Origin of the sequence: Marinomonas sp. PE14-40, from assembly GCF_051623805.1 — a bacterium.
In the GTDB taxonomy this organism is placed as follows: Bacteria; Pseudomonadota; Gammaproteobacteria; order Pseudomonadales; family Marinomonadaceae; genus Marinomonas.
In genome coordinates this window covers 2,203,227-2,224,353 of record NZ_CP130700.1, presented here as the reverse complement: position 1 = coordinate 2,224,353, position 21,127 = coordinate 2,203,227, and the positions used below count along the sequence as shown (strand labels likewise).

Genomic DNA, 21,127 nt, shown 5'->3' with positions numbered 1-21,127 from the left:
GAATGGGCTTAAAAAAGAGTTAGAAATGCAGCTCACTTAATGGCATCTAGGCTTGCTATGACTGGGCCTAGGTCATACACTAAGCCCCTATTTTATTAAACTCAATTTTTCGTATTTTGAGACCTGTAATTACTCAAAAATACCAAATTGAACCTCATTTAGGAGTAAATAAGTAATGTCTGACGTGAAGAAGGTTGTTTTAGCCTATTCTGGCGGCCTGGACACTTCCGTAATCGTGAAGTGGCTTCAAGAAGAGTACCAGTGCGAAGTAGTAACTTTTACCGCTGACCTAGGTCAAGGTGAAGAAGTTGAACCAGCACGTGCTAAAGCACAAGCGTTAGGCATTAAAGAAATTTACATCGAAGACCTACGCGAAGAGTTCGTACGCGACTTCGTATTCCCTATGTTCCGTGCTAACACCATCTATGAAGGTGAGTATCTACTTGGTACATCTATTGCTCGTCCACTTATCGCTAAGCGTTTGATTGAAATCGCTAACGAAACTGGTGCTGATGCAATTTCTCACGGTGCAACAGGTAAAGGTAATGATCAGGTTCGTTTTGAACTAGGTGCCTATGCGCTTAAGCCTGGCGTAAAAGTGATTGCGCCTTGGCGTGAATGGGATCTAACATCACGTGAGACTTTAATGGCTTACTGTGAAAAGCATGAGATTCCAGTTGATTTCTCTACAAACAAGAAGAAATCACCTTACTCTATGGATGCGAACTTGCTACACATCTCTTATGAAGGTGACATGCTTGAAGATCCGTGGACTGAAGCTGAATCTGACATGTGGCGTTGGTCTGTATCTCCAGAAGATGCGCCTGATGAAGCAACCTATATTGAAATCGGTTATGAAAAAGGTGATGCGGTTTCTATCAATGGTGAAGCATTATCACCTGCAACGATTCTTGAGCAGTTAAATAAGATTGGTGGCGCGAATGGTATTGGCCGTGCTGATATCGTTGAGAACCGTTTTGTTGGCATGAAAGCACGTGGTTGTTATGAAACACCTGGTGGCACTATCTTGCTTAAATCTCACCGTGCAATTGAATCTATCACATTAGACCGTGAAGCTGCTCACCTAAAAGATGAGATGATGCCACGTTACGCGAAAGTGATTTATAACGGTTTCTGGTGGTCTGAAGAGCGTAAGATGATGCAGGCTATGATCGACGCTTCTCAAGAATTTGTGACTGGTACTGTTCGCCTTAAGCTATACAAGGGTAACGTTATTGTTGTTGGTCGTCAGTCTCCTTACAGTCTGTTTGATAGCTCTATTGCAACATTCGAAGATGATGCGGGTGCTTATGATCAAAAAGATGCAGCGGGCTTTATTAAGCTAAACGCATTGCGTATGCGTATTGCTGCTCAAAAAGGACGCTCTTTCCTTAAAGACGAAGAATAAGCTTCAATAGGGCTTAATTGCTGTAAGCAATACAGTCTGATATTTGCACTTCTATAGGAATGCAAATAATAAAAACGCCTCGTTACTCATACCAGTAGGTAAAAGATAACGAGGCGTTTTTCTTTTTTATGTACTCAAGCTTTTGAACTTGAGTATTATTAAAACTAATGTTTCAATCTATGCACTTTTGTTATTTGTAGTAAAATAACAAGTTTAATAGATAGATAATAAAGAGGAAGTGCGCCATGACGATTTATAATTTCGGCTCGATTAATTTGGATCACCTTTATCAAGTTGATCACTTTGTTCGACCTGGTGAGACCATGGCCTCTACCCAGTACCAGTTATTACTAGGCGGAAAAGGGGCTAACCAGTCGGTCGCCTTGGCTAAAGCGGGCGCAGATATTAAACATGTTGGTGCTATTAATAGTGCTAACCAAGATATTTTGATGCAACTGTCAGAATTGGATGTGAATACGGATTTAATCGCACAAGTTCCTGAAGCGACGGGACACGCTATTATTCAGCTAAACAAAGAAGCTGAAAATGCCATTATTTTATTTCAAGGCGCTAATCATGCTTTAACGAAAGCACAGGTTGATTCTGTTTTAGCACAAGCGAGCTCTGATGATTGGGTGTTATTGCAAAACGAAACTAATCTTGTTGCATATACCATTGAAAAAGCACACGAACTAGGTATTAAGGTTGCTTTTAACCCAGCACCAATGGACGCAGATTTGACTCGCTCTGTACTTGCTTCGGTCGATTTACTTATCGTCAATGAAGTTGAAGCGATGGACTTAATGCAAGTCACCAGCATTGATGAAGCCAAATTAAGTTTAGCGAATACCTATGCCGATCTTGCCATACTGATGACGCTTGGTAGTGATGGTGTACGTTATTTGAATGCAGGGCAAGATGAGTTTGTACCTGCGTTTAAAGTGACAGCACAAGATACAACAGCGGCAGGTGATACCTTTATTGGTTTCTGTTTAGCGGCATTAACAAACAATCTAACTATGACGCAAGCCATGCAGCGTGGTTGTGCCGCGTCTGCAATCTGTGTCACCCGTATGGGGGCAGCGCCAGCTATTCCAAGCGTTGAAGAGGTTGATGCATTTTTACAAGAGCACGCCAAATAATATTAGCAGGCAAAAAATTAAAGCGGCTAAAACAGAATAGCGCGATAAAAAAGAGGACATGGGAAATGACACGTAAAATTATTATAGATACAGATCCTGGCATCGATGATGCTATGGCGATCTTTTTTGCTTATAAAGCAGAAGGGGTTGAAGTACTGGGTTTGACGACAACGTTTGGCAATGTGCCAGTTGATAAAGCGACAGAAAATGCATTAACACTAAATGAAGTGGCAGGTGTATCTGTGCCTGTTGCTAAAGGTGTGGCCTTACCATTAGTCAGAGATCCACTTCCTCATCCTGACTTTGTCCATGGAAAAGATGGCTTTGGTAATATTAACTGGCCAGCATCGACAAATCAGCCTGTTACTGAAAGTGCCGCTGAGTTTATTGTTAATACGGTTAAGACGCACCCAGGTGAAGTGACTATTGTTGCTTTAGGGCCTTTGGGTAACTTGGCCAAAGCGCTTGAGCTTGATCCTGAAATTGCAGGACTTGTGGATGAAGTTGTACTTATGGGTGGTGCGCATCTTGAGTATGGCAATGTAACCCCAGTTGCTGAAGCTAACATAATTAATGATCCACATGCGGCAGATATCGTGTTTACGGCTAACTGGCAAGTTACCATGATTGGCCTTGATGTGACTCATCAGGTTCTGTTAGATAATGAAAGACTCGCTCGTATCAAACAAGCTAACCCTGTTGAAGGGGATTTCTTGATGCAATCTGCTCAGCACTATATTAATTTCTATGGCGAAACATTTGGTGTTGAAGGGTGTTACTTTCATGATGCATCAACGATAGCTTATGTATTGCAACCAGAGCTCTTTGGGCTGGAGTTAGGTACTGTGCGTGTGGCTTGTGAAGGTATTGCTATTGGGCAAACTATCGTTGCCCCTGAAGGCAAAATTTTCCCAGCCGAAGCGTGGAAAAATATACCAACGTCTCAAATTTGTATGGAAGTTGACAGTGAAAAGCTACTAGCGCTTTTCGAAGAGACTTTATCTAACTAGGTCCTGAACAATACACTTTTCTAAAAGTGTATTGTTTGATCTGACTCTAAGCAGGTATGGCTTTAGGTTCTATCTGCTTTGTCTTTTAATTTCTTATTTTGCTACCTAGATGTAGCTTTTATTCCTCCACCAAGAATCTTCTCCAATAATCCCTTAGTTTGTCTTTCAAAGATAAAACTAAGTCGGGATTCGAGTTATCTTCTCCTCATAAAAGCGAATAATGATAGTTTGCCCTAAGGCAGGATCTGAAGCGTTTATCTAGCGTGTTCGAATGGGGACCAGCCCAGTTAAATACGCCTTATTGATGAGGGATAGTTAATCATGTTTATGGCACTTGTTTTTGCTTTAAACCAGGTCTTAAGCCACGGATTTGGGCTTTTTCTTTTTGCTGCACTTGTGCCTATGATGCGCGAAGATATCGCGATAACTCATTGGCATCTTGCTTTGGTCGGCGCTTTAACGCAAATAGCTTATCTTGCTGGTGCGCTTTTGCTCGGCGCTATAGGCCCTAAGATAGGTACTTCTCGTTTATCCGTTATTACTGGCATTACAACGACCTCATTATTAATGAGCTTATCCATCATTGAAGATCCTGTGCTTATTATTATCTTGCTTTCAATTATGGCGGCGAGTGCTTCAATTAGCTGGGGGACCATCGTTGAAATTATCAGTCGTCATGCTAACGCGAATCAATGCGCAACCTTTTTAACGACAGCATCAAGTGGAACGGCTTGGGGCTATGCAATAAATGGCGGCTTAATTCTTTTTATTGTGCCTTTGCTAGGCTGGCAAGCGAGTTGGCTTATTGCCGCATTATTTGGTGCATTGGTTATGGGCTTAACCTGTTACTTATTACTAAAGCTTAAAAAAGCTGAAGTGGAGGCAGAAGCTGAACCACATAGTGATGCTAAAGCCAATGTTAAGAGTAAGAGTAGTCAAGAAGCCTTATCTTTTAAAGCCTTACTCAGCACGGTTGTGAATCACCCTGTAGCCCTTTTTGCCTGTGTTGTTTGTCTGTTTGTGGGTTTTGCGACTATGCCATTTGCAAACTGGCTCAATACTTATTTAGATAGCTTGCAGTTACCCTCAGAGCTTGGCGGTTACACTTGGACAACTGCTGGAATAAGCGGCATGTTTGCAGGGTTTTTGATTGGCAAATTGGCGGATACTAAAGGGCACCCTAACGCTTTGATGCTGATTTTTTTTGGTTTTTTTGTGTGCTGTTTAGCCTTTCTTTATGACGCAGAATTGTTTGCTCCGGTGGCAGGTTTTGGTTATGGATTGATGTACTTCCCTATGTGGGGAGTGATTGCTGGTTGGGTTAGCCAATCATTTAATGCCACAGCGACTATGCAAATTAATGGTATTTGTATGGTTTCATTTGGCTTTGGTGGTACTGTTGGAAACTTATTAGCTGGCTATATTTTTGATTTCACTCAATCGCTTGATTTGGTGTATATGATTATTGCTGCGGATGCGTTTCTACTCGTTATGTTAGGGCTGTACATTATTCAGCATCAAAAAAGGTCGATGAATACATCATTACAAGCTGAGCCTAGTTAACCATATAAAGGTTTGTGTTTAGTTAGCTCTTAGTTTGCTATGCGTGAGCCCTTACAAACCTTTCTATAAAGTCACTGTCTTCCTGTTTAATATGCTCAAAGTGCAGCTTGATATAGTGCTTATCATGCTCATTCAATACATCGAGGTCCATGGCGCAAATTGCCTTGATGTGACGGCTCTCTCCTTCGTGAATAGCATCAAGTTCTAGCATGATTTTGGGTGAGCCTATTAAGGCTTGTGGAATTTCGACTTCTACTTGTTTATTTGAAATGTGAGTGCAATGAAGAGGGAGATATTTACCATTCAGTAGCTGCATTTTGCCTGTCCAAAAACATCGAACATAGGCCTGTGAAGGGTTCTTAGCCATGCTAAACCTTAAAACTTTAAAGATTAATAATTTTTATATTCTAACCTTAAGCCGCAAGGTTTTAGTGCTTTTTAATCATTTTTGTGACAAATAGCAAAAATTACTGTCTTTCAGAACCAAAGCTGTACTTAGTCTTAATCATTCAGCTAGACAAATAAAAAGCCCTTCTAACGATGCAGTTAGAAGAGCTTATATAGTGAGCTTTGTCTATCCCGTTTCTTTCATTGAATCCGCTAGGGCGTTAATCATATTATCCATTTCATTTTTACTGGTTGAAAAAGGTGGAGCCATTTGAATCGTGTCACCACCATAGCGAACATAAAAGCCTTTTTCCCACATGCGCATGGCAACTTGGAAAGGGCGTTTACCAGGTTCATTATCGACTGGGGCTAAGGTTACCCCAGCAGCAAAGCCATAGTTTCTGATGTCTGTCACCATGTCACTTGTTGCTAGCTGGTGGACACAATCTTGATAAGTGTTGCTCATTTCTTTAACACGGCCAATTAAGCCTTCTTCTTCCAATTCATCAAGGGCAGCGAGTGCGGCTGCACAAGCAACAGGATGAGCTGAATAAGTATAACCATGAGGAATTTCAAGCTGATAATCAGGCCCGCCATGTTCCATAAAGGTGTCATAAATTTCTTGTTTAAAGGCAACGGCCCCCATAGGAATCGCTCCATTAGTCACTTGCTTAGCCATGACGATGGCATCCGGTGTCACACCAAAGGCTTCAGAGCCTGTTTTTGCACCCATACGACCAAAGGCTGTGATGACCTCATCAAAAATAAGCAAAATATTATGCTGATCACAGATTTCACGTAAACGATTCAGATAACCTACCGGAGGGATAATAACCCCTGCAGAGCCTGACATAGGCTCGACAATCACAGCAGCAATATTAGAAGCATCATGTAGTGCAATTAAGTTGATCAGTTCTTCTGCTTTGTGAGCACCTTGTTCTGGCATACCTTGGCAGAACTCATTACCTGCCACTTGTGTATGAGGTAGGTGGTAAGACTCTAAACCTTGGCCATAAAGGGTGCGGTTAGCAGGAATACCGCCCACACTAAAACCAGAAATACCTGCACCATGGTAACCTTTTGCACGGCCGATAAACTTGGTTTTAGTTCCTTGGCCTTTTTTACGCCAATAAGCTCTCGCAATTTTTAATGCCGTATCAACTGACTCAGAGCCTGAACCAGTAAAGAAAATACGATTTAAACCTTCTGGCATGTATTGCCCGATTCGCTCCGCTAACTGGAAGGACTTTTCATGACCAAATTGAAATGCTGGCGAATAATCTAATTGCCCCATTTGTTGGCTTACAGCTTGGTTGATGCGTTTAACATTGTGACCAAGTCCACAGGTCCAAAGGCCTGATAAACCATCAAAAATTTTACGTCCATCAGCATCAGTATAATAATTACCGTCAGCGCTTTGGATGATTCTTGGGTCTTGTTTAAATTGGCGATTGCCTGTGTAGGCCATCCAGTGCGCGTCAAGTTGAGCTTGAGTAAGTGTTGATTTAGCGATATGTGTCATGGACCTATCCTATAAAACTGAATCTGTTTGTGTGCGAATAGGGTCAGTATTGAATGCTAGGAAAGTTTATTAAATTCATTGTTATTTACACTTAGTTAAGTAAAAAATTAACTTTAATCCTATTGTGAGAGACGGTTTATAAAATCTAGTTTCGTACAATTTAAAGGAGCGCTATCTGCTTGTGCTGAGTCGGCACCTTAGGAGGCTTTGATTGAGCCTTTTAGATAGCGTGTTTTTTAGGATGAGCGCTCTGATAGGCTAGAAATAATAAGAAGGTGATAAGCTTGGTTTTAAATCGATGACAAACCAAGCTTTCTTAATGTTTGAGCTTAATATCTTGGTTGATTACTTATAAAGCGTTATTTATCTTTTGGCTGATGCTTTCTGGTAGCCATGCTTGCCAAACATCTGGGTAGGTTTCAAAAAAATAGTACATAGCTTCTTCACTATCCGCTTGATTATCTTCCATCCAAGCAAGCATTTTACTCATCTGTCGATTGTTAAAGCTTCTCTGGCTTACATATTGATAAGCGGCAGGTGAATTAATTGCAAAAGATTCGGTAGTAATACTATACACAGGGGAAGGTGGGTACATGGTGGCTTTGGGTTCAAGACAACCTGGTTGAGTAATACAAGTTTGATAACCTTCAACATCAGTTCCTGTACCAAAGTCTACTTTGACCATTTCGTACTTGCCTAATACTTCGGTAGGTGACCAGTAATAGCCAAACCAAGGTTCTTTTCTTGAATAAGCTTTGGCAATAGAGCCTGATAGACCAGCAGCTGAACCAGGGTCTACTGTTTCAAAACCTGATTCTGCAAGGTTAAGGGCGTTAAACAAATTCTCAGTAGTAATCTGACAAACCCAGCCTGCAGGGCATGAGTAAAAAGCAGATAATTCAGGGTCTTCTGGGTGAACAAAGATATCTGCGTTTTCTTTAATACCTGCTAGTGTATTGATATTCGGGTATTGCTCAAGTAAATAAGCGGGGACCCAAAAGCCTTCTTCTCCCCCTTCTGATAAAGAGCGGCCAGCTTTACGTAAGCGCTTTTCTGCTATGCCTTCTGCTAGTGCTTTTTTACTGCCATTTGTCCAAAATTCTGGTGCGATGTCCGGCTGGCCTTTATTTAACATAGATGTAATGGTCGGAATGCTATCACCCGGAATGAGTTCCGCGTCGCAGTTAAAGCCTTGATTTAAAATAAATTGATCAATATGTGCCATCAAGCTGGCAGAATTCCAGTTCATATCGGCAATGGTGACATTGCCACATTCCTCTGCTTGTAAGCTAGTGGAGAGTAAGGCAAAAAAGACGAGTGATGTTTTCATAGTATCTTCTTTTAAAAGTGAATAAAGCAGTGTTTTCAGGGGGAATTCTACGCTTGATAGATGAATAATAAGAGTAAAATTAAGTTAAAACTGATAGAGAATAAGCTTGATTTTATGAAGTTTGTTTTTGTTGATTTATGATGCAGTAAACTTTGCGCGAATAGGGCTCCAGGCCAGCCTCCTAGAAAGATGAAGACTAATAATGTGCGTTCTCGGATGCGTGATTTTGCTTTTATTGCTCTGTATTTATCATTTGTAAATAAAGCAAAGCAGATCAAACTCATGCCTAAATATAGGTAAAGAAGAGCAAGTTGAAGGCCACTGACTAGTGTGAGAAACGTTAACAGCAGTATAAAGAGTGTGGCAAAAACTACGCGCTTCATGAGGCTAAGGGCTAAGCTTGATTGGCAGAGGGCATATGCCACTCATGTTGGAGTAGTGCAAGTACTGAGGTAGACCACCATCTTTGTTTGAAAAAACGATTTTCGAGAAATGTCGCTTCATGGCGCATGCCCATAGCTTGGCATAATCGAATGGCAGCTTTATTTTCAGAGATGGTTTCTGCATAAAGTCGGTGGCAACCCAACTGTGTAAACGCAAATTCAATGAGGCAGGAAATTGCTTCTTTTGCGATACCTGAGCTGTGATGTTGGCGGCTTAAGCCACAGCCCATACTTGCTTGTCCTTGGGCTTCTAAGCGAATGCCGCAAACGCCAATTAGTTGCTCTGAGTGTTTATCAATAATGGCTAGATTATAGCTTTTTCGGTCAGTAAGTTTGGACTCACTTACAAAATGATTCACTAAAGTCGAGGCTTTATCTGGGTGGCAGTCTTCTTCACTGTAAAACCTCTGATATTTTTTATCTGAGGTAAAGGCTTGGTAGGCAGCCTGATCTTCGGGGTTGAAGTCCCTTAAAATCAGGTGTTGTGTTGTCAGTTGAAATGGCATACTCAATCCTTGAGCGCTAAAAAAGTTAGGTGCTGGTTTTTTCTTTGAATTCACATAAATCTTCGATCAGACAGGCATCACATTTAGGCTTTCTGGCAATACAGATATAACGGCCATGTAAAATCATCCAATGGTGCGCATCGAGTAAAAACTCTTTAGGCACAAATTTCATGAGCTTTTGTTCCACTTCTAGTACGTCTTTACCTGGAGCAACTTTAGTTCTATTGCCAAAACGGAAAATATGCGTATCTACTGCCATGGCAATTTGGCGAAAGGCTGTATTTAATACGACATTGGCTGTTTTGCGACCAACACCTGGTAAGGCTTCTAGGGCCTCTCGTGTATCTGGCACCACACTATCGTGTTGTTCAACCAGTATACGGCAGGTTTTGATTGTATTCTCTGCCTTAGCGTTAAAGAGGCCAATGGTCTTGATGTATTCTTTTAGACCATCTACCCCAAGGTCCAAAATGGCTTGGGGGGTATTTGCGATAGGGAAGAGTTTACGGGTTGCTTTGTTGACGCTGACATCTGTTGCTTGAGCAGATAAGAGTACGGCAATGAGCAGCTCAAACGGACTTGAGTATTCTAACTCTGTTTTAGGGTCTGGGTTTTCGGCTCTTAAACGGCTAAAAATTTCATGGCGTTTGGCTTTGTTCATTGTCTACTCTAGCTTCTTCTAAGGCTTGTTAGCCTGTTACTCTAACACGACGATCGACGGCTTCGGTATCTGCCTTGTTCTTTTCTGCTCTCTCTTTGGCTTTTTCATCCCAACTGTTTTTGAGGGCTATAAGTAAGCCTAATCCTATGAAGGCTCCAGGTGGAAGTATGGCAAAGAGAACATCTGGGTAATCATTAAAGACTTCTACCTTCCAGTTAATAGCGATATCACCTAATAATAAATGCATGTCAGAGAATAAGGTTCCCTGACCGATTAGCTCACGCATCGCACCAAGTATGACAAGTACAGCCATGAAACCGAGTCCCATCATAAGTCCATCTAGAGCAGAAGGGAGAACAGGGTTTCTCGCTGCGAAAGAGTCTGCTCGGCCTAAGATGGCACAGTTAGTCACGATGAGAGGAATGAATATACCGAGAATTTGGTATAGCTCATAGGTGTAAGCCTGCATGATCAGTTCAATTGAGGTTACAAAAGAGGCGATGATCATCACAAAAGCTGGTAAACGAACGGCGTCTGTCACATAGTTACGAATTAATGAGACAGCGATGTTGGCACCGACTAATACAACCAAGGTAGCAAGCCCTAAACCAATCGCGTTTACTACCGTACTGGTCACTGCCAATAGAGGGCAAAGGCCTAATAGCTGGACCAGTGCAGGGTTATTTTTCCAGATACCGTTGTAAATAATTTCACTGTAGTCAGCTCCAGTTGCAGCGGGTGCTTCTGTTTGAGACTCGGTGCCTTCTGCTTCAGTGTTTAATTCTGTGTCTAAAGTACTCATAAGCTGATTCTGTCTTGTCTTATAGGTTATAACTTAATCAGTTCATCTTTGTGCTGATGAAAATATTCTAATGTGTTTTTAACGCTTTTCACTATGGCTCTTGGGGTAATAGTCGCCCCTGTGAATTGATCAAAATGACCATTATCACGTTTTACTTTCCATTGCTTTATATCTAGATTTGCAAAGGATTTATTTTCAAACGAGCGCATCCAGTCAGATTTTTTCATATCAATTTTATCACCAAGTCCAGGTGTTTCTTGATGGCGAATAACACGGCTACCAGTGACAACGCCGTCGCGATTAATGGCTACGAGTAAAGACATGCTGCCGTTATAGCCACCAGGTGCAATGGATTCAAAAATGATACCGGAGAATTCACCGTCAATACGACCAACATAGGCAAAGCTTGCTTCTTTTGTGCCAAGTAAAAGATCGGGATCAAGACTAATTTGACTCTTATAAAGATTATTATCGTAATATTGATCAGGTAAGATTTCACTAAAAGCTGCTTGCTGTGCTTGCAGGATATTAGTTTCAATACGCTCTTGAGTAACTTGTTGAGTCACCGCAATCAGTCCTGCTGTGACTATGGCAAAGATACCTAAACCAATACTATTTTTGCGAATAGAACTAATCACTTCCATTATTTGTTAGCTCCTGTCTTTAAGCCTTTTTTAGCCTTTTTATGACCATAGCTTCTCGGTTGTGCATAATAATCGATAAATGGCGCTGCAAAGTTCATCAGGAGTACGGCAAAAGCGACACCATCAGGGTAACCACCCCAAGTCCGAATGATATAGATTAGAAGGCCAATACCCGCACCAAAGTAAAGCTTGCCCTTGTTACTTGTACATGATGACACTGGGTCGGTTGCTATTAGGAAAGCGCCGAACATGGTGGCACCTGTTGTGAGGTGGAACCAAGGTGTTGCTGCATTACTGATGTCTATTATGAAGAAGAAACCTGAGATAACAGCTAGAGTAGCCAAGATAGCAACAGGTGCATGCCAGGTGATAACACGTATGTAAATTAAAAATAGACCACCTAGTAAATAGGCGAGGTTAACCCACAAAATAGCGTCTAAGTTCGCTGGTCCCAATGCTTTAACGCTGGCGAACGCTTCCTCACTCATTAAGCCTTCTTTGTGTTTGAAGGCATCAAGTGGCGTTGCCATAGTGTAAGCATCTATATTCGCAATACCGGATGAGAAGATGGTTTTGAGGCTATCGACAAATGGTAAAGTTTGCTGAGCGAGTGATAACTCAGACACAGTTAACCATTGAGTCATAGGGACAGGAAAAGAAACCAGCAAGAGGGCATAACCGACCATGGCTGGATTGAATGGGTTGTTGCCCAAGCCGCCATAAAGCTGTTTACCAACAATCACAGCAAACGCCACACCTGTGACAGTTAACCACCAAGGTACGATGGGGGGAATTGCCAAGGCCAATAATAATCCAGTAAGCAGTGCGCTGTAGTCTTTGAGGAAGAAGCTAAGGCTGCGTTTTCTTAGCTTTAATACTAATGCTTCGCTAGCAAGGGCAGTAATGATTGCAATCATCACATTGATTAAAGTGCCGTAACCAAATAACCAAGTTTGCATAAGCAAACCTGGTAAAGTGGCTAAAATCACAATCTGCATAACCCATGATGTACGGTAACCTGCACGCTGTGTGTGGGGCGATGTAATCCTTAATAAGGCCATTTAGTCTTTCTCTTGCACTGATAGGTCATTTAATTTTGCCAAAATACGCTGAGCTTGTTTTTGCTCGATACGTACTTGGTCCATGTCATTACGAATAGTTTTGGCGTTATCTGGTTCTTTGTCCAAACGTATCTGTAGTTTCATTAGCTTTGCCTTGGACATAGCTGCGGCTATTTTTTGCTTTTTACTTTCAGCTGCTCTTCCGTTTTCATCTAAATGCTCAAAGCTTGGCAATTCAGGCAGTAGATCGTCAGGTTTAGGCTTAGCGGTAGGCACAGGCTTGGTTAAAGGGCCTCGTTTAGCAATACGTTCTTGCTCTGCTTTTAATGTGTCTTCCTGATCCATTTTACTTTCAACTTGAGCCAATAGGCGCTCTTTTTCTGCTTTTTCTTGAGGCAGGTTTACGGCAGTAATGTCCGCTTCACTGGCGCCATCATCTTGCATGCGTCTTATCGATAAAAGCACCTTGTTAAGCGCTGCTTTTGCCATTGCATGCTCAATTTTTAATGACTTTTTTGAATCAGAGTTAGGATTTGCTTTAGGCTCTGACTCGGATACAGTTCCTATGTTCTGAGTAACACTTTCACCTGAAATGACCGCTTTTAAATTTGCTGCTAACTGCTCTGCACGGGCAAGACTTGCTTGGTGCTGATTATTTAAATCAGCTAACTCATCAAGCTCTAGTTCTTGAGCACGTTTAACCGCTTTCTCGATTTTAGCGGCTGAGGCTTTTGCCATTGCGGCTTCTATCTTAAGTTTTTTAATTTCGGCGTCGCTTAAACTCGTTTGAGGTTCCGCATTTGCTTCTGTATTTATTGCCTCAGTGCTGATAGAAGGCTTAACTGCTTCCGCTTCTACTTGAGGCTTGGCGTCAGCTGCATTTAATGTATCGAGTGCGCCTTGGGCTTTTTCATGCTGTGTTTCAAGCATCTTAACCTGATCAATCAAGTCTTGATTATCTGGCTCTTCTGCCAGCTTCTTTTGTACCTTCTTAAGTTTGGTGCTCGCCATAACAAGCTCTATCTTGGCTTTTTTGAGCGCTTCTTTTGAGGCTGCAGGCGCTGCTTTTACCTCTTGGCTAGCAACCTTTTTTGCTTCCGATGCTTCTTCCGCTTTTTGTTCTGAGGCAAGTTTAGCTTTAGGTGAATTTGTGATCGCATCTAATGCAATTTGAGCCTGTTTAGTTTCTTGCTCAAGCGTTTCAACTTGATCTTTAAGCGTTTGGTTATCTGAATCTTCCGTTAGCTTTTTCTGTGCTTTCTTAAGCTTGGTACTTGCCATAGCGAAAGCGATTTTAGCCTTCTTCACTTCGTCCGATGCAGGTATTGGGGCTGCTTTTGCTTCTTTAATCGGTGCGGCATTATTTGTATTGTTAAACTTGTCTAACCTAGCTTGAGCATTGGATTGCGCTGCTTCTTGCTGAGTGATTTGCGCTTTTAAATCTTCGTTTTCAGGCTCTTGCTCTAACTGCTTATTTAACTTTTTAAGCTTAGTGTTAGCCATAGCTAGGTCGATTTTTGCTTTTTTCAAATCGTCGCTATTTGCTTGTACCGCAGGCTGGCTGACACTCGATTCTTTTGGAGCCGTGTTTAATTTATCAAAATCGGCTTGTGCACTTTCAACTCGCTTCTTTTGTTCTGCTAATTGGGTTTGTAAGTCGCTGTTAGATTCATCCGCAGCTAGCTGTTTTTCTAGCTTCTTAAGTTTTGTGCTCGCTATGGCAAGGTCGATTTTAGCCTTTTTCAAGTCTGCACTCATGTCAGAGCTTGCTTTAGCTGCAGGCGCTGCTTGGGGCGTTTGGCTATTGGCTTTGTCTAATGTCGCTTGTGCCGTTTTTACCACCGCTTCTTGTTCATTGATTTGCTGAGCAATATCAGTATTAGCGTCATCTTGGCTAAGTTGTTTTTGCAGCTTCTTAAGTTTAGTGCTGGCGATCGCAAAATCGACTTTTGCTTTTTTAACAGCATCACTGACAGCAGGTTTTGCTGTACTAGGCGCTGACGCTTTGGCATTAGTTGTTGTATCTAATTTTGCAAGAGCTTGTTCTAGCTCTGATACTACAGCTTGCTGCTCTTTTTGTGCTTGAGACAGGGTGTTAATCTGTTCTAGATCTGCTGCTTCTTGCGCTTGAGTTAGCTGCTTAGTGGTTTTCTTTAGCTTGGTATTGGCAATCGCAATATCAATTTTAAGCTTTTTAACCTGAGCTTGATTATCGTCTTTAGCTTCCGCTTTTGGTTCTGCTTTAGCTTGTGCTCGTGTTTTAGCATCTTCGTTTGCACTTAAATCCGCGGCACGTTTTGCTGCACTAGCCGCTGCTTTAGCACGAGAAGCCAAACGCTTAGCCTCTTTTTCAGCTGCTTCAGCTTCAATACGAGCTTGTCTTGCTTCAAAGCGTATTTTGGCGTGATCAGATTTTACTGCAGCTTCTCTTGCTTCTCTTATGGCACTTTTCGAGTGGCGATAGTATTGCACAAGGGGAATGCTACTAGGGCAAACATATGAGCAAGCACCACATTCAATACAATCGAATAGGTTATGGTGTTCGGCTTTGTCATGTTCTTGGCTTTTGCTGAACCATAATAGTTGCTGAGGCAATAAGCTTGCAGGGCAAGCCTGCTCGCACATACCACAACGAATACAAGCTTGTTCAGGCGCCGGTGTTGGTAGTTCTTGTTTACTGGCTGCTAGAATACAGTTACTGGTTTTTACCACAGGAACCTGACTGTCCGTGATGGTGAATCCCATCATAGGGCCGCCCATTACCAAACGCTCAAGTTGATTACTATTAAAGGCTGCATAATCTAATAAGTGTGCGATAGGAGTACCTAACAACACTTCAACATTCTGAGCTTGGCCCATAGCATCACCTGTTAACGTGGTGATACGAGAAATAAGGGGTTTACCTTGATAAATGGCATCATAGATAGCAACGCAGGTACCTACGTTCTGGCACATAACGCCAATATCTGCAGGTAATTGTCCACTAGGTACTTCTTTACCTGTAATCAATTGAATTAGCTGCTTCTCACCGCCAGATGGGTATTTGGTTGGCATAACAACCACATCAATGGTGGCTTTGGTGCGTTCAACTTCATCTACTAAAAGCTTAATAGCCGTTTGCTTATTGTCTTCTATGCCTATGATTGTCCGTTCAGCTTCGATTAAGGTTTGTAATACTTGAATCCCTTTAATTAGCTGTTCAGTTTTTTCGCGAATAAGCATATCGTCTGCGGTAATGTAAGGTTCACATTCAGCCGCATTAATAATAAGTTCGTGGATAGTGTGTTTGGTGGCGCCGGCAAGTTTTACTTGAGTCGGAAAGCCTGCACCACCCATGCCCACTATGCCCATTTCTGCAAGGTGAGCAACAACATCAGCTTTTGGAAGCTCTAACCAATTATTCAGTTGAGTTAATTCTGTCCAACTGTCATCCCCGTCAGGTTGTAACTCAATGCATACTTCATCTAAACCTGAAGGGTGAGGTACTCCATGATAATCAATAGCAAGAATCTCGCCAGAGGTAGGAGCGTGTAAAAAACTACTTAAAAAGCCATTGTTAATCGCAATCGCCTGACCTTTTAGTACCTTGTCGCCAACCTTAACTAAAGGTCTTGATGCTTGGCCAATATGCTGACCCAGTGGCAGAATAAGGCGCTCAGGTAGTGATGGACGGCCTAAAGGCAGTTGCAGTGATTGGGTTTTATTTTCTGGCGGGTGAATACCACCGTGAATATGAAACTCAGCTTGGCTTAAGCTCATTATTGCACCTCCGTGAAGGGAGTTTTATCGGTTGCAATAATTTGCTGACTTGAAAGGGCAACGCCAGCGGGTTGCTGCCAAGACCAATTACGAGATGTCACTGCTACTTCTACCATATCAATACAATCTACTGGACAAGGCTCGACACATAGGTCACAGCCTGTACATTCATCACTTATTACTGTGTGCATTTGCTTTGCAGCGCCTAAAATAGCGTCCACAGGGCAAGCTTGAATACACTTAGTACAGCCAATACATTCATCTTCACGAATAACGGCAACTTGTTTTTTCGGCTCTTCTGCGGCATCTCCATCTAGCGGGATAGCTTCTACATCGAGTAAATCTGCTAAAGCTTGGACCGTTGCTTGTCCGCCTGGTGGGCAACGGTTGATTGCCTCACCATTCGAGATTGCTTCAGCATAAGGGCGACAACCTGGGTGCCCACATTGACCACACTGTGTTTGTGGGAGAATGGCATCAATCTGTTCGACGATTGGATCGCCTTCAACATGGAATCTCACATTGGCATAGCCCAGTAAGGCGCCAAAAATTAGGCAAAGTAGAAGGAGAATGCCAACGGCTAAAATTATTGTTGTCATCGTCAGTTCCTATATTTGCACTAGGCCAGTGAAGCCCATGAAAGCAAGCGCCATAAGACCTGCTGTGATCATGCCAATGGCTGAACCTTTGAACACACTTGGTACATCTGCAAAATTGATACGTTCACGCATAGCAGAAAACAAGATGAGGACAAATGAGAAGCCAACAGCAGCACCAAAGCCATATAGGATGGATTCTACAAAGCCGTTCTGTTTGCTGATATTTTGCAGTGCCACACCCAATACGGCGCAGTTGGTCGTAATAAGAGGAAGGAAAACCCCCAGCACTCGATATAAGAGAGGGCTGGTTTTACGTACAACCATTTCGGTAAATTGCACTACAACCGCGATTACTAGAATAAAAGAAATGGTTTTTAAGTACTCAAGCCCAAGGGGCTCAAGAATAAATTCATAGGTTAAAAAGCTGCATAAGCTGGATAAGGTTAGGACAAAGGTAGTCGCCAGCGCCATGCCGATAGAGGTTTCAAGTTTGCTCGATACGCCCATGAAAGGGCAGAGTCCAAGAAATTGCACTAATACAAAGTTATTTACCAATATGGTACTAACAAGTATCAAGAGATATTCAGTCATGGCTTTTAAGTTAGCTCTTTAAAGTTGTGTAAAAGAAAGTAGCAAAAGTAGAGATCGCCTAATTTTATAGGGGCAATGATACCAATCTCTATATAAGTAACAACAATAATAATTCGATTTAATAGTCTAATTTCGAATAAGTATAATTGGATTCATAAATATAGAAATAAGCCTCAAATGCGGTTTCGCGTTTGAGGCTTATGACAAATCTGAATCAGATTTAGTTATTTTAGTGCCTTTGTCATTTTATGGGTCTGGCAAAGGTCACATTTCAACATGATTTACTTAAATTACATGACACGCATGCCTGGTTTTGCGCCAGCATGTGGCTCTAATAACCAAAGTTCATCACCACCAGGGCCTGCTGCTAATACCATGCCTTCTGATAATCCGAATTTCATTTTTCGTGGTGCAAGGTTAGCAACCATGACGGTATGTTTACCTTCTAGTTCTTCAGGTTTGTAAGCTGATTTGATGCCAGAGAATACAACGCGAGTTTCACCACCAAGGTCTAAGGTTAGTTTCAATAGCTTGTTGGCCTTCTCAACATGCTCAGCTTTAGCAATAAGAGCAATACGCAGGTCAACTTTAGCAAAATCGTCAAACTGAATTTCGTCTGCGATTGGATCCTTGCTTAGTTCAGTCTGTTCTTCTTTCTCTGCTGTCTCCTGGCTTTCATTTGTCGCCGCTTCAAGTGCCGCTTCTGCTTTACCTTCTTCAATCATGGCATCAACTTGCTTTTGATCGATACGAGCCATTAGTGCTTTAAACTTATTCACGCTCTTTCCAAATAGAAGCTCTTCACGGTTATTCCATGTTAGCTCTTTACCTAGGAATGCTTCGGCATCAGCCACCATGTTTGGCAGAATAGGTTTTAGGTAAGTGGCTAGAATAGAGAAAAGGTTAAGTGACACAGTACACACTTCTTGTACCTTAGGGAGTGTCTCTTCATTTTTAGCCAATACCCATGGTGCTTGATCGGCAATATAGGTATTTGCAACATCAGCAAGGCGCATGATCTCTCTGATACCTTTGCTGTATTCGCGATTCTCAAAGCAGTCTGCAATCATGTCGCCAGCATCGATGAATGATTGAATCATGTCTGCTTCACTGATTTCTGTTGCAAGTTGGTTATCAAATTTCTTATTGATAAAGCTTGCTGTACGACTGGCAATGTTAACCACTTTACCAACCACATCAGAGTTAACACGTTGAATGAAATCTTCAAGGTTAAGGTCAATATCGTCAGGTGTTGCATTTAACTTAGCTGAGAAATAGTAGCGCAAGTATTGTGGATCAAGGTGGTTCAAGTAGGTGCGTGCCTTGATGAAGGTGCCACGAGATTTAGACATCTTTTTACCGTCGACTGTGACGTAACCATGAGCATTGACGGCAGTTGGTGTACGATAACCCGCGCATTCAAGCATTGCAGGCCAAAATAGCGCGTGGAAGTTGATGATGTCTTTACCGATAAAATGGTAAAGCTCGGTATCAGACCCTTTAGCCCAGTAATCATCAAAGTTTAAACCGTCAGTGCGATCACATAGGTTTTTAAAACTCGCCATATAGCCAATCGGTGCATCTAGCCATACGTAGAAGTATTTACCTGGTGCATCTGGAATCTCAAAACCAAAGTAAGGCGCGTCACGACTGATGTCCCACTCTTGTAAACCTGAGTCTAACCATTCGGCCAGTTTATTTGCAACTTGATCTTGAAGTGTGCCGCTGCGAGTCCATTCGGCTAAGAATGTTTGGAATTCAGGCAGTTTGAAGAAGTAATGCTCAGATTCTTTTTCAACGGGTGTTGCTCCAGAATAAACCGATACAGGGTTAATCATTTCCATTGCTGTGTATGTGGCAGAGCAAACTTCACAGTTATCACCGTATTGATCTTCTGCCTTACATTTTGGGCAAGTACCTTTAATGAATCTGTCTGCCAAGAACATTTCTTTTTCTGGGTCGAAAGCTTGAACAATTGAGCGAACTGCAATTTTGTCGTTATCTCTCAAGGTTTTATAGATATGGCTTGATAGCTCACGGTTCTCTTCTGAGTGAGTCGAATAGTAATTATCATAATCAATCATGAAATCATTAAAGTCAGCCATGTGCTCTTGACGTACGCCTTCGATCAACTGCTCTGGTGTTTCACCATTTTTGTCAGCTTTGATCATGATGGCTGTACCATGGGCGTCATCTGCACAAACCGCTGTACATAGGTTGCCTCTTAGTTTTTGAAAGCGCACCCAAACATCCGTTTGTATGTGTTCTAGCATATGACCTAAATGGATAGAGCCGTTGGCATAAGGCAGTGCGCTAGTAACAAGTATTTTTCTTTGTGATTGAGCCATATAAAAGCCTATTGGATTCGTAAAAGATGGTTAGTGTTAGCTGCGAATCTGTATGTGCTTGTGGAGCAGAGGCTGGCAGAGCTAACTTTTTGACCGCCCAATTATAAGAGGCGCGAAATTAGGTGCAAGCACTGGGCTTGCTTTTCTTTAATTTGCCCCCATTTTTCCTGTCAATAGAGCCGACTTTATTACTTTTTTGCTTTTGTCCTAGAGTCAGTTGAGTGCTCATACCTTAGATCGCGAGTTTGGAGAATGAAAAAAATGCTTACTGATACGCAAATCTTAGCTCAATTAGCTGAGCTTGAAGATAAAAATACCGGACTAGCCTATGGCTCAGTTTGGCAGATTTTAAGTGATGATAAACGTCTTCATATTCGCCTTTCTCTTGCTTATGCTGCATTAGGCGAACTGGCTGAATTAGAACAAAGAATCACAGAGAGTCTCGGTGATGATAGACAAATAGTCTTGGATATTGATTTAGCTATCAAAGCACATTCAACTCAAGGTGAATTGGCTGGGCTTAAAGGTGTGAAGAACGTCATTGCCGTCGCTTCAGGAAAAGGAGGGGTTGGTAAGTCGACCACCACAGTCAACCTTGCGTTAGCTATGGCAAAAGAAGGGGCGAAAGTCGGTATTTTAGATGCTGATATCTATGGCCCGAGTCAGGGAATGATGATGGGCTTTGCGCCGGATACTAGGCCTAATGTTCGTGATGAGAAGTTCTTTGTACCGCCTATGGCTCATGGTGTGCAAGTGATGTCTATGGCGTTTCTGACAACGCAAGATACGCCTATGGCTTGGCGTGGACCTATGGTGACTGGTGCTCTAATGCAAATTATTAATCAAACTGATTGGGATGATTTGGACTATCTCTTTATTGATATGCCACCTGGTACCGGTGACATTCAGTTAACACTGTCGCAAAAAGTACCTGTAGCAGGTTCTGTGATAGTCACGACACCACAAGATATCGCTTTATTAGATGCAAGACGTGGTATTGAAATGTTTAATAAGGTGAACATTCCTGTGCTTGGTGTGGTTGAAAATATGTCTGTACATATCTGTTCAAACTGTGGTCACCATGAGGCCATTTTTGGTGACGAAGGTGGCGCAGCACTCGCAAAAGAATATCAAGTTGAGGTGATGGGGAAATTACCCCTTAGTTTAGATATCCGCCAGCAATGCGATGCGGGCAGTCCAAGTGTTATTCAAGATTCAGATTCAGAAGTTGCTAGAATCTATCGTGGCATTGCGCGTAAAATAGGCGCCGGTTTAGCAATTAAAGAAAATCAATTCAGCATGCCAACTATTGGTATGAGTGACGACTAATGTAAGTTGCCTGTAAGGCAAC

The 21,127-nt window shown here is 42.1% G+C and carries 18 protein-coding genes; 5 read left to right on the top strand and 13 right to left on the bottom strand.

Annotated elements, in window-relative coordinates:
* The first annotated feature begins 175 nt into the window (after positions 1-175).
* The 4 genes from Q0A08_RS10150 to Q0A08_RS10135 all read left to right on the top strand — a co-directional run bounded on the left by Q0A08_RS10150 (position 176) and on the right by Q0A08_RS10135 (position 5,123).
* Entirely contained in the window at positions 176-1,408 is a 1,233-nt protein-coding gene (locus Q0A08_RS10150) for an argininosuccinate synthase (RefSeq protein WP_438466897.1), read from the top strand.
* A 245-nt stretch (positions 1,409-1,653) separates the two neighbouring features.
* On the top strand, positions 1,654-2,550 hold the full coding sequence (locus tag Q0A08_RS10145) for a ribokinase (RefSeq protein ID WP_438466895.1): 897 nt from the start codon (positions 1,654-1,656) through the stop codon (positions 2,548-2,550).
* 65 nt (positions 2,551-2,615) lie between these two features.
* Positions 2,616-3,560, top strand: a complete 945-nt coding sequence (locus Q0A08_RS10140) for a nucleoside hydrolase (protein WP_438466893.1) — start codon at positions 2,616-2,618, stop codon at positions 3,558-3,560.
* A 321-nt stretch (positions 3,561-3,881) separates the two neighbouring features.
* Entirely contained in the window at positions 3,882-5,123 is a 1,242-nt protein-coding gene (locus Q0A08_RS10135; RefSeq protein ID WP_438466891.1) for an MFS transporter, read from the top strand.
* 37 nt (positions 5,124-5,160) lie between these two features.
* Here the strand turns inward: Q0A08_RS10135 and Q0A08_RS10130 are convergent, their stop codons facing one another.
* The 13 genes from Q0A08_RS10130 to metG all read right to left on the bottom strand — a co-directional run bounded on the left by Q0A08_RS10130 (position 5,161) and on the right by metG (position 19,776).
* Positions 5,161-5,490: a hypothetical protein gene (locus Q0A08_RS10130; RefSeq protein WP_438466889.1), complete on the bottom strand. Its 330-nt coding sequence runs from the start codon at positions 5,488-5,490 to the stop codon at positions 5,161-5,163.
* Between the two features lie 207 nt (positions 5,491-5,697).
* On the bottom strand, positions 5,698-7,032 hold the full coding sequence (locus tag Q0A08_RS10125) for an aspartate aminotransferase family protein (protein ID WP_438466888.1): 1,335 nt from the start codon (positions 7,030-7,032) through the stop codon (positions 5,698-5,700).
* A gap of 349 nt (positions 7,033-7,381) precedes the next feature.
* Positions 7,382-8,362: an ABC transporter substrate-binding protein gene (locus tag Q0A08_RS10120; protein ID WP_438466886.1), complete on the bottom strand. Its 981-nt coding sequence runs from the start codon at positions 8,360-8,362 to the stop codon at positions 7,382-7,384.
* 47 nt (positions 8,363-8,409) lie between these two features.
* Complete coding sequence (locus Q0A08_RS10115; RefSeq protein WP_438467622.1) at positions 8,410-8,646, bottom strand: DUF1294 domain-containing protein; 237 nt, start codon at positions 8,644-8,646, stop codon at positions 8,410-8,412.
* Between the two features lie 110 nt (positions 8,647-8,756).
* A complete protein-coding gene (locus Q0A08_RS10110) occupies positions 8,757-9,311 on the bottom strand; it encodes a GNAT family N-acetyltransferase (RefSeq protein WP_438466884.1) in 555 nt (184 codons plus the stop codon).
* Positions 9,312-9,336: 25 nt separating this feature from the next.
* Positions 9,337-9,972, bottom strand: coding sequence for an endonuclease III (nth, locus tag Q0A08_RS10105; protein ID WP_438466882.1), 636 nt, complete (start codon positions 9,970-9,972; stop codon positions 9,337-9,339).
* Positions 9,973-10,000: 28 nt separating this feature from the next.
* Positions 10,001-10,774: an electron transport complex subunit E gene (locus Q0A08_RS10100; protein ID WP_438466880.1), complete on the bottom strand. Its 774-nt coding sequence runs from the start codon at positions 10,772-10,774 to the stop codon at positions 10,001-10,003.
* Positions 10,775-10,800: 26 nt separating this feature from the next.
* Positions 10,801-11,418 (bottom strand): electron transport complex subunit RsxG, encoded by a 618-nt coding sequence (gene rsxG, locus Q0A08_RS10095; protein WP_438466878.1) that lies wholly within the window; start codon positions 11,416-11,418, stop codon positions 10,801-10,803.
* Positions 11,418-12,479, bottom strand: a complete 1,062-nt coding sequence (gene rsxD, locus Q0A08_RS10090; RefSeq protein ID WP_438466876.1) for an electron transport complex subunit RsxD — start codon at positions 12,477-12,479, stop codon at positions 11,418-11,420. Before rsxD ends, rsxG begins: the two co-directional genes overlap by 1 nt.
* Complete coding sequence (gene rsxC / locus Q0A08_RS10085) at positions 12,480-16,238, bottom strand: electron transport complex subunit RsxC (protein WP_438466874.1); 3,759 nt, start codon at positions 16,236-16,238, stop codon at positions 12,480-12,482. It lies immediately after the preceding gene.
* Positions 16,238-16,837 (bottom strand): electron transport complex subunit RsxB, encoded by a 600-nt coding sequence (gene rsxB / locus Q0A08_RS10080; RefSeq protein ID WP_438466872.1) that lies wholly within the window; start codon positions 16,835-16,837, stop codon positions 16,238-16,240. Before rsxB ends, rsxC begins: the two co-directional genes overlap by 1 nt.
* Before the next feature lie 9 nt (positions 16,838-16,846).
* Complete coding sequence (gene rsxA, locus Q0A08_RS10075) at positions 16,847-17,428, bottom strand: electron transport complex subunit RsxA (RefSeq protein WP_009832231.1); 582 nt, start codon at positions 17,426-17,428, stop codon at positions 16,847-16,849.
* 290 nt (positions 17,429-17,718) lie between these two features.
* Positions 17,719-19,776, bottom strand: a complete 2,058-nt coding sequence (gene metG / locus Q0A08_RS10070) for a methionine--tRNA ligase (protein ID WP_438466870.1) — start codon at positions 19,774-19,776, stop codon at positions 17,719-17,721.
* A gap of 261 nt (positions 19,777-20,037) precedes the next feature.
* Between metG and apbC the strand changes: the two genes are divergently transcribed.
* The gene (apbC, locus tag Q0A08_RS10065) at positions 20,038-21,105 is read left to right on the top strand and encodes an iron-sulfur cluster carrier protein ApbC (RefSeq protein ID WP_438466868.1); all 1,068 of its coding nucleotides are present in this window, start codon (positions 20,038-20,040) and stop codon (positions 21,103-21,105) included.
* Positions 21,106-21,127: the final 22 nt, after the last annotated feature.